Origin of the sequence: Isobaculum melis, from assembly GCF_900111355.1 — a bacterium.
GTDB classification, from domain to species: Bacteria; Bacillota; Bacilli; order Lactobacillales; family Carnobacteriaceae; genus Isobaculum; species Isobaculum melis.
Genome location: NZ_FOHA01000025.1, coordinates 15,452 through 30,613, shown reverse-complemented (window position 1 = coordinate 30,613; position 15,162 = coordinate 15,452). Strand labels below are relative to the sequence as shown.

9 protein-coding genes are annotated in these 15,162 nt (G+C 35.6%); 2 read left to right on the top strand and 7 right to left on the bottom strand.

Annotation, left to right across the window (positions count from 1 at the left end):
* The 6 genes from BMW29_RS12825 to kynU all read right to left on the bottom strand — a co-directional run.
* Window positions 1–977: SIR2 family protein (locus BMW29_RS12825; RefSeq protein WP_143047375.1), on the bottom strand; the 977-nt coding region annotated here is incomplete at its 3' end.
* Between the two features lie 756 nt (window positions 978–1,733).
* Window positions 1,734–2,453, bottom strand: a complete 720-nt coding sequence (locus BMW29_RS12820; protein ID WP_092654006.1) for a hypothetical protein — start codon at window positions 2,451–2,453, stop codon at window positions 1,734–1,736.
* Window positions 2,446–3,858: a sensor histidine kinase gene (locus BMW29_RS12815; protein ID WP_092654004.1), complete on the bottom strand. Its 1,413-nt coding sequence runs from the start codon at window positions 3,856–3,858 to the stop codon at window positions 2,446–2,448. The genes BMW29_RS12820 and BMW29_RS12815 overlap by 8 nt, the downstream gene beginning before the upstream one ends.
* On the bottom strand, window positions 3,842–4,507 hold the full coding sequence (locus BMW29_RS12810; protein WP_177165787.1) for a response regulator transcription factor: 666 nt from the start codon (window positions 4,505–4,507) through the stop codon (window positions 3,842–3,844). The genes BMW29_RS12815 and BMW29_RS12810 overlap by 17 nt, the downstream gene beginning before the upstream one ends.
* A 297-nt stretch (window positions 4,508–4,804) precedes the next feature.
* Window positions 4,805–11,548, bottom strand: a complete 6,744-nt coding sequence (locus BMW29_RS12805; protein ID WP_092654000.1) for a LapB repeat-containing protein — start codon at window positions 11,546–11,548, stop codon at window positions 4,805–4,807.
* 289 nt (window positions 11,549–11,837) lie between these two features.
* A complete protein-coding gene (gene kynU, locus BMW29_RS12800; protein WP_092653998.1) occupies window positions 11,838–13,118 on the bottom strand; it encodes a kynureninase in 1,281 nt (426 codons plus the stop codon).
* A gap of 201 nt (window positions 13,119–13,319) precedes the next feature.
* Between kynU and BMW29_RS12795 the strand changes: the two genes are divergently transcribed.
* Both BMW29_RS12795 and BMW29_RS14040 read left to right on the top strand, forming a co-directional pair.
* Window positions 13,320–13,739, top strand: coding sequence for an Lrp/AsnC family transcriptional regulator (locus BMW29_RS12795; protein ID WP_092653996.1), 420 nt, complete (start codon window positions 13,320–13,322; stop codon window positions 13,737–13,739).
* A gap of 16 nt (window positions 13,740–13,755) precedes the next feature.
* A complete protein-coding gene (locus tag BMW29_RS14040; protein WP_177165786.1) occupies window positions 13,756–13,893 on the top strand; it encodes a hypothetical protein in 138 nt (45 codons plus the stop codon).
* Window positions 13,894–13,940: 47 nt separating this feature from the next.
* Here BMW29_RS14040 and BMW29_RS12790 read toward each other — a convergent pair whose 3' ends face one another.
* Complete coding sequence (locus BMW29_RS12790; RefSeq protein ID WP_092653994.1) at window positions 13,941–15,161, bottom strand: phosphopentomutase; 1,221 nt, start codon at window positions 15,159–15,161, stop codon at window positions 13,941–13,943.
* Window position 15,162 lies beyond the last annotated feature (1 nt).

Here is a 15,162-nt window from a genome sequence, read left to right as displayed (position 1 = left end):
TCCAAGAAAGTTTCAATTGTTTGAATGAGTGCTGTTGTTTTTTCTTCTGCTTCGTTTTTTTGATTCGTAACGCCCGCTGTTACATCTTTAAAGTAATCATGGGTGAGTGTTTCAAATACTTTTGCTTCATCAGTAGATTCAATGACACGAATTTCTTGCCCTGTCTGATCATCTACATATTGTTTTTGAAGCATTTTTGTTGCTTCTGTTTCAAAGTTGACAACCACTAAGGACTGAATTTGCTCAGAAGCTGCGGCTAAAACGCCCTTCATCATGTGTTGGTATTCTCGATCCTCTTTGCCATATCCTAAAAAGATAAGCGGATGATGCTTGGCTAATTCAGCTATTTTTGAAAAAATGACTGTTTCATATGCTTGATTTTCTTCATGGTCTGCTGCTGTAAAAACTAAGGATTCCGGTGTTCCAACGGAACCTTGGATTTTGTACAAATGCGCCCCTTCCCCCTCTTCTAATACATCCGTTTCTCTAGTGTAAACACGGTAAGGGCGTTGTTGCTCAGTTAACAATGCTTCAATAAACGCTGAATAAGAATAGGTGAATAAATCGTTCGATTGCGCAAGAAAAGCACCTAAAGCAAACGTATTTTCTTGCGGCTGTTCTTGATGTGAGAGTTGATACAATACGCTCATTCCATGTTTCACTGGTGGAACATTTGCTGCTTTTTGAGGATTAAACTTTAATGTCCCTTCATAAAAAGCTAGATTATAGGCTAAGGCAATTTCAGAACGCATTTTCCAAAGAAGGGCTTCTGCCAGCTGATCTTTTGACCAGTCTGGATGTAGTGAATGTAACATTTGTTTTAGCTGATGCAAGCGTGCGTAGAATGTGACATCGTCGATTGCTTCATACTGTGACCACAACTGCTGTAATAGCTCTAGTTGGTTAGGAGAATCTTTTCGTTTTTTTTGAAAAACTTGTGGTCCAATGATTAAAATGGGGGGTTGCTGAATTTTCATAAAATGACCTCCTCCTACCAAAAGATTAAGCTGTCTTTTTATTGGTTCATTTTTATTAGGTAATTTTGTCTTTTTTATCGTTCTAAAGGCGCTCTTTTTTCAAAAAATAGGTGTTGTGACTAAAGTACCACACGCCACGAAAAAAGCTAGATTTGTATAATAAAATACTGATTCCGTTTGTGCAAAAAACATTTGTTATTTTTATTTTCAGATGAAACGCAAACAAAAAAACCTCAAAATATTGATAAATCAACATTTCGAAGTTTCGTCATACCTAATAAAAGCATAGCATTTTTTGGATGCAAGTAACAAATGTTACTTGCACATTATATTATAGCGATTTAAGAACCCCTGTCAATCACTACAAAGTGTTACAGTTACAAGATTTTCCCGTGTTTACTTTCAACTAAAAACAAACAAAAAAAGAAACTTGTTTTAACCTCCTTAAATTAAAACATGCTAATAATAAAAAAAAAATTTATTTTTTTATACTGACACTATTTTTTCGATGTTCATGTTTAAGCGAATACACAATAAAAATAAGAGATAAAAATAAGAAATGAATGAAAAAAACAAGTTTTTATCAAAAAGTGTGCATACTTATTACTTTTCAAGAGAATCATGATGTCATTTTTTTTAGGATATATGATCCTTTTAGACAGTAATATCCCTATATATAGCCATTTATAGATGCACAGCTATTAGTTGCTTCCAATCAACATTTAAGGGTAAAGCCCGTTTGGCTCCACCCTTATTTTATTTTTTGACCAATGCAACGACTTGCTTCACTAATTTTGTTGCAAAAAAATATTGAATGACTAATGCAAATAACGGAAGTAATAACAAGAACAGTAAGGTAAAACGAATTAAAGTTAAAAATAAGCGATCAAAGTAGTCCAATGGCTCTTTAGAATAATCCATTATTTTTTCAAACCAATTACCAGCATTGTTTTTATGATACATCGCTGAAACATCTTCAACAACTGTAATCATTACCGTTGTTTGGACACCTTCTATTGTTTGAAATGAAATAGGATAACGCCCAACTTTCTTTTTCACAGCTTGTGTTTCAACTGCTTTAACTGTTAGAGGTTGCCCATCACTTATTTTCCAAGCATGAGCATTGGTTAAGCTAATCCAATCAGCTTTGCTCAGTTGTTCAATTTGTTCAATTGTTACCACACCATCATTTGCATCAATCGCTACTCCATCAGAAATAACGGTATTTTTCCCTCTAATTGTACAGTAAATCGTTGTTTGAATGACTTTTTCATCTTTTTTGAATCTTAAAAGAATCGGATAAGTTCCTGGTGTTTCAATTCTATTTTCAAGTGCTGCCATTTCGGCTTGTACAGCGGCTTCCTCGGATGGATAAATTTTACCTGTCTCTTCAGCAAAAACGGGTTGTCCAAAAAAAGGCAAGGTAAACACAATAAAGCCTATGCAACAAAAAAGGAAGGAGATCTTTTTACTCATCATGGACACCTACTATCTTCTTTGGTAAGTAAATAGATAGTGAAACCCCTCCATCTTTCGGTATAAATGTACAAGTTCCACCATAACCATCCACCATCTTTTTAATGGTATACATCCCCACTCCTGTACTATCGGAATTTCCATTTGCTTTAGTATAATAGAACAAATCAAAGACATGTTCAAAATCAATATTTTGGCTATCTGCATTATCATTATAGGCCTCAATGATGATTTCTTCTGCCTCATCATAAATATTTAATTCAAATTCTCCCCCTTTATCTGTATACTGACTCACATTAGAAATCACATTATAAAGGATTTGTCTCAACTCGATTGCGCGCATTAAAACATATAATTTTCTAGGTGATTCCACACTATATTGAATATCTCTTTGCTCAAAAACAGGGGCAAAGCGTCTTAATGTTTCTCGAATCATTTTAATCATATCTAGCTTTTCAGGTTTGACATTTGTTGCAATATCATTGGTATGAATTAAATTCAATACTTCTTTAATTTCATCCAACATTTCAGCATTTTTTTCTACGATTTTGTCCAGACGTGCTGGCGCAGCATCCATACCTAACTCTTTCCTAGCCATTTCTACTTGAATATTCGAGATACTTAAAGGGGTTTTCAAATCATGGATCATCGCATTCACAAGTCGCTGTTTGTAAATTGACTGTTCACGGTTTGCCTGCAATTCTTTTTCCAAGGTTGTATACTTGACACCAATAGAATCCATTTTTCCTTGAAGGTCATCCGTAAACTCACTTAACTCCTTAGACAATGCATCATATTCAGTGATTTCCTTTTCTTTAGAGACAGCTGATAGCTGATACGTTTTTAATTTAAAAATATTATCTCTGAGTCTTTTAATGGGGGCAACTAAATTTTTAAACATCATCATCATCAATAAGGTCACAATTGCAAATAGAACCATCACACTGAGCATTAAAAAGATAATGAGCTTACCAAAAAAGGCTTGGGGCTCCATCCGATAAATAGCCAACCAAACCTGATAATCAGCTGTTTGAGTTTCAATTTTATACACACCATGATAACTTAATGTCCGTTCATCAATCCAATCATTTAACGCAGCAAAATCTAAGCTGGGGACGGTACTATAACTAAAGTTATTTTCACTAACAACAGCAAAATCAATGGCTTCATCCTCTTTTATTTGAGCTAAGGCTGTTGTTAATTCTGATGGCTCATTTGTTTTAATACAATCATCAAGGACTTCCTTAATTGTTATTGCACGCTGCTGCTCTATGTTTTGATAAATTTCAGGTACTTGATAGGATACCAAGACTAGTAAAATCACAATCACTGCATAAATCCCACTTAACACATAAAAGAATTTACGCCAACGGTAATTTCTAAACGTTTTATTCAAACCATTCATAACCAATACCTCGTATAGAATAGATACAGGAGATGCGAAGCTTTGCCCTTAAGCGTTTTATCTGTGTATCTACAATCCTTGAATCGACATATTGTTCATTGACATGCCACACTTTTTGAATAATACGCTCTCTTGATAAAATCGTATTTTTATTCTGCATAAAAAATAACAGCAGCTCATACTCTTTAAAGGTCAATTCTACGATTTCATTTCGTTTATACACTTTTCTTCTGCGTAAATCCATTCTTAATTTCTCTGATTCCGAAAAAAGTTCTTCTACCAGAGTGTTTTTTTCAGATAATACTTTTTCAATTCTTTTAAGTAGTACCTTCATAGACGTTGTTTTTTTTATGTAGTCATTTACATTTAATTCAATACTTTTTATCTCATCGTCATCATCATCCGAGCCTGTTAGAATGATAACCTTTAATTGATGATCTGCTTTTCTTAATAAGGAAAGAAATTGGAGTCCATCTATTGAAACCATTTTTAAATCACTAATCACTAAATCAAAAGCCTGACTTTTAAACAAAATTAGCCCTTGTGCAGCACTTTCAGCTAAAGAAACTTCATAGCCTTCTAATTCAAGCAATTCTTTGATAACAAGTTGATAATCTGGATCATCATCTACTAGTAATATACGGTCCACTTTTTTTATCCCTCTTTCTAAAATAAGATATACATATAGTTTATAACCCAATCATAGCATAGGAATTATTTAAAATAAAGTTCAAATACATCATATTTCACAAAAGATATTTTGATGTCATAACTTCCCAAACGATTCATAATATGAGAAAAATAGTAGTTTGGAAACATTCCCACCCTACTATTTTTTTCATACTATGAAGCTTATCCTATTGTTTAACCATTTTTCCGTTTTCTTCCTTTTACTATTTTCTAGTAACATCTTTCGATAAAGACGCTACTAGAAAAATAGCTTTCATTAACGTTTCAATCTTTTTTGATAGCTTGGATAAAAGACAAAGCCTGAAATCACAATTAAGCTTAATCCAATCCATAAATAATTTGTTTGCTGTTCCCCTGTTTGAGGTAACTGTTCTTCTTTATTAACTGAACTATTTTCTTGTTCAGCTAAAGGCGCAGCTTGTTCATCAGTTACAACCACATTAATTTGTGTTTGTAGTTGATTGGTGACCATATTTTCTGTCGTTTCAGCTGTATACGTAAAGCCAACATCATAAGTTCCTGCTGCATTTAAAGTCGCTAGTTGTCTTAAATCGACTTCAATTGGTGTAAATAACGTACCTGTTTCGCTATCCCAAGCTTTGACTTTACTACGAGTTAACACCTCCTGCTCAAATGTACCTTTGGCTTTATATGCTTTCACTTCTTCAACAGTAAATTCAATATCCTCCGCTTCGATTTTCCAAATCCCTTCTGCAATTGGATCAATCACAACAGTTACAGGAATTGAAATAGTTGTGCCTTTTGCTGTTTCAAATGTGACAAAATAAACACCAGCTTCTGGTTGGACTGCAGTAAAATCAACCTTTGTAATAGCGACCTCTGTATTATTACCATCTGTTGTCCAAGCACGAGCGGCAGCTAATTGAATCATTTTTGCTTCTGTTAATGTAGCAACTTCTGTTCTATAAATCGTGACATGATTAGCACTCATCGCTTCTCCAGTTGCTGGATCTACAATCACTTCATCTTCTTGTGCAACCGTTACATAAATGGTCAATGTATCACTATTTTGAGACTTAAGTGTAATCGGATAGGTCCCTGATTTTGGTAAAACTTGGCTACTATCTATCTCATAAGCAACACGTTGATTGTAACCATCTGCTTCTAGTTGATATTGTGCCCATGCATCTGCACTTGATTTTTCACGAATCATTTCTGGGGTTAATTGTGCGACCTCATCCTTTTTAATGGTGAAATCACTTGCCATTACCACCTCAGATAAGCTATCATCAGACACTTTTGCACCATCTTTAATGATTAATACGTAGGTTGTCACATCAAATGTACCGCCTACCCCATTATCAAACTTCATCACAACTGGATAAGTTCCTTCTTTTTCATCTTTGACAGCTGAATCATCAATCATGATTAAATCACCAATTGCTTTTGGCATCACAATATTTTGTACGAGTTTAACCAATGATTGTTGGTTTAAATCAGGCAAGGGCCATTGGTCTACCTTAAAGAAATCTAGCTTTTCTGCTTGTGTTAATAGGTGATACTGAGAAGTTGTTGTTCTTCCTTTATTCATAGCCACTGCAAAACCAGGTACTAGTTGAACAATTTGTTTATTTGAAGCTACCGCATATGCTTGATAGCTTGTTTTTCCATTTGCAGTTGTGTAAGTGATGACATTTGGTCCTGTCACACTTGGTTTTGAAAATACTGCATCGGTAACAGCGACAGGTGTTTGGCTACCATCTGTTTTAATCGCACTTGCTTGTCCTTTTTCAATCAATTGCTCAGCTGTTAAACCGTCCAATTCTCCTTCTTTTACAATGAAATTCGATGCTTTAATTGCTTCGGGATGGGTTGGTGTTGGTACCACATAGCCTTCTGGTAAAATAACCACTTGAATCGTCAAGGCTTCACTGATATTACCAGACTCATCTGTAGCTGTTACGTTTACTGGATACACTCCAGCTTTGGCAAAATCTACAGCTGACGCTAAATCACTTGTAATCACCAACTGATCAGAAGCTGTATAATTATCTGTAGCTGAGAATGAACTATCTTTTAATAATTGAGCTTGATCTATTGTTTGACCTAAATCATAGGTGACTTGTTGTACAGTCTCTTGGCTAATCTCCGGTTTAGTGGTATCTACTACGTTAACCTTGACTTCTTTGGTAGCTGTTAACTGATTTTCATCTACCGCTGTAATGGTCACTACATATTCTCCAAGCTGATTGAAATCAACTGTTTGAGTAAAGTCTGTTGTCGTTGTAACAGTGCCACCTTCTGGTCTTGTTGAAACTGAAACTGCTGCATCTTGTAAAAAGTCTGCTTCATTTTTAGCACTTTTCACTTCATATTGAATCGTTTCATTTGCTACGATTACTGGTGCTGCAATGACTTTCACCATCACTTGCTGCATTGTTTGATTACCAGCAGCATCACTAATCGTAACTTCTACTGGATAGTCTCCTGGTGTTTCAAAGTCTACTTGATCAAAAGTAGTTGTAATGATTAAGTCTTGCGGTTGATTATAATCATCCTTGATTTCACTAAGTGCTTTTTCTTTAAATTGCTCTTCTGTACTTGTTTCCCCTAAAGTATAGATTTGATCCGTTACTTTAAAGGTAGGTGCAGTATCATCTATTACAATCACATTTAAAGAGAAAACAACTGATTGATTCTGATTTGAATCGGTTGCAGTGATTTCAACAACATGATTTTCTCCTGTCAAGCTTGGTGTCAAATCTGCTTTATTGAAATTAGACGTAAAGGTCATATTTTTAGCTGACCAAGCATTTTCAGTCCCATCAAACTGATCAACTGCAGTGACCGTTGCCAATTCATATAATGAAGCTTCTGTTAAGTTTTGATAAGCTGCTTCATTAGTATTTAAAGTGATTGGATTTGTTTTCGCCGATACAGTTGGTGCTAAGGTATCTACAATCGTTATGGTAAGCTCTTTCGTTTGTTTGTTTTCCGCTTGATCACTAACAGTAACTTTAATCGAATAGGTGCCTAATTGATTGTAATGAACTTCTGAATCATCAATGGTAAATCCTGCTTCAGTGATGTCATTTCCTAAACAGTCTTTTGCAGTGACGCCATAACGAGCTAAAATAGTAGCTTTTGTTAATTTTGGCTCTCCAAATTCTAATGTATCAGCATCTTTTTCTACCATCAGCTCAGGGTTCGTTGTTAAAACGGTCAATGTTTTAGTGATGGTTGCAGTATTTAGCGCTGCATCTGTCACGATAGCCTCTAATGTATAGACACCATCTTTTTTATCACTTAATAAATAACCTAATTGACTGGTAATCGTGGCATTTGTGCCCGTATAAAGTACTTTGTTACTCGCATCTTTAAGCGCCCAAACAAAAGTCGTACTAGTTGTTTCATCAGCTGGTGTAATCGTTGCTTTTGTTGGATTAAATGCTTGATCAAGTCCTTTTCCTTCATCAAAAACAATTTCTCCTGTTGGCAAATCTGTATCTGTAATGTAAATATCGCTGATATCATTTGCGCCAATACCTTCTCCCGGTATTAATTGAATAGCTAGCTTACCAGTTGTCTTCGCATTTTTATCAGAGAATACAAAGGTAGCATCTGCTGGGGCTTTAAAGACGACTTGATAATCAGCCTTCGCTGGGATCACTAAATCAAGAAATTCATAATTCCCTTCAGCATCCGCTTTAGTTGTTGCAATTTCTTTTCCAGCTGCATTTTCTAAGCTTACTTCATAGTTAGCCCCATAAGTTGCACCTTCTACAACGTGACCTTCTTTATCTACGAAAACAACTTTCCCATTTAATGGCGTTGTTGCATAAATTGCTGCATCTAAATCAGCGATAGTCTTTGTACCAACACCTGAAATATCTGATAAAGTAAAGGTGGTTTTATCATTCTTTTTCACCCAAGCATAAGTTTCATCTTGTGCATCAATTTCTAAACCAGAAAGTCCATCTTGAATAAATGTGGCATTTTTAGGTAAAGTTAGACGAATCTTGTAGTTGTCATATGGTAAGTCAATAAAGCTATAGGCACCTTGAATGGTTCCAGCTGGTGTTGTGGTAGTAGTTGCCATTGGTTTTGTTAAATCACTTGCTTTAAACAATTCCACTTTAACCCCATTATAGCCAGGCTCATTGGTATCTTTATTCCCATTTTTGTTTAAATCCATAAAAATATTTCCAGATAAAGCACCATCATTAACAGGCGCGACTGCTGCCACATTGGTTTTAGACAATTCTAAGGCAGTTGTACTAATACTTTGCCCCTCGTTATTCTGAATATTTCCTCGATAAGCAATCGTATTACTTGCAATTTCACCATTTCTTGGCGCATCAACTGGTAAAATTCCTGTATAAGAAAGGGTAACCTTATCACCTGGTTCTAATGGCTGTGTTAACACAACACGAATGGCCTTTACTTTTGTAATATCTGCAGGTTTAGTGGTTGACCACTTATCTCCTGGGACATCTGCACCTGCACCATCAAATCTTGCTGGTGTATAAGTCGTAGCATATTCTAAAGTAGCTCCTGCATTTTTACCATTAACAGCTACCTGAATAGAGTCTGTTGCATTCACTGCATATTCAGAGCCTCTAGCATTGTTATTTGTAATAAAGGTATCGTTTAAATGTGGTAAAATATCAATCATTTCAAAATTATGAATTCCTTGTGTACCATTATTTGTAATGGTATAACGATAATCAACTGTTCTACCTGGCATAGAGGAAGCCGTTTTGGCTGTGCCATCAAGGAAATCTGGATTTTCACTTCCTTTAATCGCCGCTTCAGTTGAAACACCATTTAAAGCACCAACTGTAATCGGTTTAGACATGGTTAAATAGCTATTCGCTTTAGCCCCTAAAACCTCTTTAATTTCAGCGGGTAAGGTTTCTTCTGTTAAACCATTGGCTTCAACTACCTCATAGTCATCTTGAGTCAGAGATCCCATCCCATATTCAATTTGATAATCTCCTGCTTTTGCATTTTCGGCTCTGATTGTAAAGCCACCTAATAAGTATTCAAGATGTGCTGCGGTTCCTTGTAGCTCAGTGTCTGGTGCAACAACATATTGAATCGTGCGACCATCTGATAAAGTTTTCCTTTCCATCTTTCCTTGACCAGGAGAAGAAGGATTACTATAGTAAGGCAATCGTACATCTAAAATATTAAGACCTGTCAACATATTCGTTCCAATATAATTAAAAGGAATTTGAGACACAACAAAACCTTTTGGTAAAATCATAAAGGCATATGGTTGACTAAAGGGTTCTCCTTGTCTTGCGCCAATTTTAAGGGCTTCTGAATAGGAAAAACCATTATAGATTGGATTCTCAGGAAACTTGGCGCGATCAGATAAAGGTGTCACAGCTGTACTGATTCTTGATGCTCCCTCATTCAGCGAGGTATCTGTTACTTGAACAGTCACATCAAATGCAGCATTCTCTGTTTCTTGAACAAGATCATGCGTCTCACCAAATGTATCTGTATATTGAATAGATTCCGTGATTAAATGAATATCAGAACCAGCTGGAACACTGACATTTTGTAATCTAATATTTCCAAAAGAAGGAGGGGCTAGTGTCCCATCTTTTGCCGTTACACGTAACCTTGTAAGGTTTTCAATGGTTGAAAAGTCAACGGTATTATTAGGTACAACTTGCCAATTTCCTGTATTATTTTGTTCATATTCTAATTTACCAACAGTCATCGTTGATTCAATACCATAAGTTAACAGCTGAACGCCCTCTGGAATTTTAAAAGTCATTGTGATATTTTTAGGTAGCTCTGGTCCACCGGAAGCATGAAGTCGATACTTCCAATTAAATTTATCTTGCGTTCCTATTTTTTGATTTCCAAGAGCATTTGATAGATAAGTTAAAACTGTTCCTGCTTCTTTAACCACTGTTTTTTTGGTAATTGAAAATAAATAAATATCGTCATTATAAATATGATAGGTAACTGAATAGGTACCTGCTGCCACATCTAATGGTATATTAGAGGAATCGAATAGACTGATTTTTTCCAAGTTTTGCTCACCAAATAAAGCAATTTTCTTTTCGTCATCATCTTGAATCACTTCACCTTTATTACCTGTCGCAATAACAGACATTTCTCTCGGCGTTTGCCAAGATTTCAAGCCATTATAATCTTTTTCAACCTTTAGATTTGTAAAATGAAGCATAGAGCCCGAAGCAATCGCTGCATATTGGTCTAAATATTGACCTGGATAACCACTAGGATTAGCAAAACTACTATTTAACTTCCATTTTTTGATAGATTCACTATCAGCTTCTATGTAGTCTTTGCTTGTACCAGTGATGGCAATTTTTTCAGTCTCATTTTTCACTTCTGTATAGGCTTCTCCTGCTGCATTAGTACCATTCATCGTCGCTTTTATTTGATACTGGTCACCCGTTTTAGCCACGATACTTGCTTCTACTAAGAAAGGAAAATCAAAGCTGCCATTAATGTTATCTTTAAATGTAACGGTTAATTTCTTTTCACTTTTAGAGTAGGTTGCTGATTTGATTGATGTGCTTGAAGTCGGATAAGAATTTTCAACTAAGACTAAATTCGTATCTGAAAAATCAATCACTAAGACACCATTATTTAGCTTACTTGTTGTATCTAGATGTGTGATATTAAATGTTACTTTTACTTGTTGATCATTCACACTTGTCGCATCTAAATCAAGCGTATTTTTATCTAGGCTGCTTTCTAAAGAAAAGCCTACTGTTTTTAGATCTTTGACTAAATCTGAAGCTTCTTCAACTACTTCTGTTTCTGCATCTGAAGGTAATTCAGCTTCAGCTTCTTCCCCTGTTACACTTTCCTGATTTTCTACTTTTTCATCATCTATAAAAGTCTCTGTTTGTTCCTCAACCGTAAGTGGTTTCTCTGTTTCACTTTCAGTTGTATTAAACATGGCTAAAACTGATAAATTGGTTTGAGAAAAAATAAGGATACAGACCATTCCAATCAGACCTATTTTTCCAATTTTATTCTTATTCATTTTTATCCTCCTTGATTTATCAACATTTTGACACGATCTAAAAACGCCCAACTTTATTATCCTTACATAGAAATCTTACTATCCATCCTTCGACTATTCAAAGGCAAGATAATGACAATTTGTGTCAAAATGTGTCAATCCTCTCTCTGCCAATCATATCATGTGCATCAATTTTAGTCTTCCATTTATGATAAATCCTCTTTATATAGCATCGATAATTTGCTTGTAAAAAAATAAAAAAAGAAAGATACAATAGTATCTATCTATTGTATCTTTCCTCATTTAGTTATCAAACCACCAAGGTTCGTTCTTCACTATAATCCAAATATTCTTTATTTCTTACAATATCCGCTAAAATTTCTACAAGCTGATAAACTTCCTCATAAGAAGTATAAAGAGCGATTGGTGCTAAGCGAATCACATTTGGTTCTCTAAAATCTGGCACGACTTGATGATTTTTTAAAGCTTTACAAATACGATAAGCTTCCGGATGCTCTAATGATACATGACCGCCTCTGCGACTGTCTTCACGAGGATTCCCAATTTCATATCCCAGCTTCGTTAAATGCTCATCTGCTAAAAACATCAGATAAGCAGTAATATCCAATGATTTCGTACGAATAGCTTCCATTCCTACCTCTAAGAAAATATTCAAGACGCCCTCTAATGGTGCCATTGAAAATAGTGGCTGGGTTCCTGTTTGCCAGCCATGGGCATTTAGCTCATGATCAAAGGCTTGTAACAGCTTAAATTGGGTCGCATTTTTATTCCCTTGCCAGCCTGCTAAACCTGGTTCTTTTTCAAAATGACGCTCATTAATATAAAAACCTGCAATCGCACCTGGACCAGCAGATAAATATTTATAATTACACCAAACAGCAAAATCTGGTTGGATTTTACTAAAATCATGAGGAACTGCACCAATTGAATGACATAAATCCCAGCCAATAATAATGCCACGCTCATGTGCTGCTTTGGTCACACGCTCCATATCCAACAATTGCGCACTACGATATAAAACAGCTGGCAATAAAATTAACGCAACATCTTCAGTCATTCCTTCAATGATGGCTGCCTCATCTAAAGTTCGTTCATCTTGACTATGAATAATTTTTACCGCTTCGTCTGGGTCTAAACCTTTTAATCGAATTTGGCTATCAACCGCATATCGATCTGTTGGAAAATTAATATCATCCACTAAAATTTTATACCGCTCTTTGGTTGGATGATAAAAAGTACTAATTCCTTGATGAATATTAATCGTTGTATTGGTCATCACGGTTACTTCATCCGGCTTCGCTTGAATTAACTGCGCTAATTTTTCCCCTAAGACATTTTGGTACATAAAATATTTACTATTTTCAATATCCCAAATACCAATGCCATGCTTCTCCCACTTATCAATCACATCATATAATGCCTCTTTTGCATCTACGGAACACATCCCTAAAGAGTTCCCATCCATATAAATGACACCTTCTTGAATACAAAAACGGTTTCTAATTGCTGCTAAAGGATCCTGTTCATCCTTCTTTTTAGCAAATGCTTGTGTTGTTTCAAATGTACGCATAATCTCACTCCTTCAGTTTATTTCACTACCTAAAATCTAACATACGGTCACAGCTATCTGCCATAAATAAATGAATACAATTCACTAGCTCAACCTACAAAATGAAGCAAAAATGAACTTTTTAAGAACATTTCGTAGGCGCATATCATTTTAACCCTTTTTACTATATAATAAATCTATCTAATAGAGGGAGGCGCTTAAATGGATGCCATTGATAGCAAAATTATTACTTTATTACAAAAAAATGCACGTCTGTCTATTGTGGACATCTCAAAAGAAGTTTGCCTTAGCAGACCTAGTGTGAAGGAAAGAATCAATAAGCTAGTTGAACAGAAAATTATTCAGGAATTTACCATTATGGTGGATCAAGAAAAAATGGGAAAACCTATTTCTTATTTTATCGAAGTTAGCCAATTAATGATTCCAACCAAAAAATTTGAAACCATTTTAACTACTTTTCCAGATATTATTGAAATTCATACAATTACTGGAACAGCCAATTATATTGTCAAAGGTGCTTCAAAAAGTACTAATGAGATGAATGTTCTTTTATCAGAACTCATTAAATATGCCAAAGTAAACACATCCTTAATTCTGAATTCAACTTACTCAATTGCTTAAAGAAAGGAACCGCTTGATGAGCTTTATGATTTTAGGTATTTTATTTACCATTGGATTGCTAGCTGTTGTAATTGTGATTGGTGGCAGCCGTTTAACCAAAGAAAAAGAACAGCTACAAAGAAAGACGGACAGCAACAAAGTCAATAGGAAATGAAAAAATAGCCTAACGCCTCGTTAAAACAGGTCGTTAGGCTATTCTTATTATGAACGATTGATTATTTTATCCAAGAAAGAATGACCATGTTGTGGCATCTTCACACCAAAATAATCCGCTGCAGTTGCGGCTACATCTGCCATTGTTTCTCTTTCTCCTACTTCAATTCCTGCTAAACCTTTGCTATAAATCATTAAAGGTACACGTTCACGCGTATGGTTACTATGTCCAATGGTTGGGTCATTCCCATGGTCTGCCATCACAATTAAAATATCCCCCGTATTCAGTAAAGAAATAACTTCTGCAATCCGTTTATCGCTCAGTTCCAATCTATCTGCATAACGCGCTACATCCTCAGCATGTCCCGCTAAATCAGTTTCCTGAATATTCAAACAAATAAAGCCTTCATTAATTTTCTTCACTTCACTTACCAAGTCATCAAATAACTCAGTTGAATCCACGCCTGGAAATAAATGTTTGCTAGACGTTTGAATAATATCTGCAGCTTTTCCAAGTAAAGAAACAGTAATGCCCGCATGATCCAAGATTGTCGGCACTTGAACTTCAGGATCAATGCCATAGCCTAAATGAATCACATGGTAGTCATGCAAGTAAACACCTGACTCTGGTGCATCAACACCTGCAAAGCCACCTGGTTTAATTTTTCTTGCACCAAGTAGATTATCTAAAGTAATCTGTCTCCCACCAAACGTAATCACTCGAGAAACTTTGACCACTTCACGAACGGTTCTACCTAATTGCTTCACTTCATCAAAAGGCATTAAATCCAAGCAAGCAGAAACATTATAAACTTGCCCTAAATCGGTTTCTAAATTATCTCCGACAGTTGCACACTCATTGACAACTAGAATTTGTGGCTCGCCTGCTTCACCTACACGACGCACTTGATAATCTGCTTCAATCAAATGTTGTTCGACTGTATCAATCACTGCTTGAAAGGGTTCAATTAAAGGGATTTTAGGCGTAGTCCCCATAATCTCCTGATGGCCTAAAAATGAATCCGCGCCATGATGGGCTAAATTAGCAGTTCCAATAATTGCCTCTTTAGAAAAATGTAACGCTTCTGTTTCCTGTCCAATCGCATTCATTAATCCTAATTTTTCCATAGTCGGAATCTGAATTTCAGGCTTTTTTTCAATAATGTGTAATGCCGTATTCGCACCCACATCACGTGGTCTCACCTCTGCTGCGTCCGCCATATAGCCGACACCAAAACTATCTAATACAATGACAATAAATCTTCCCATA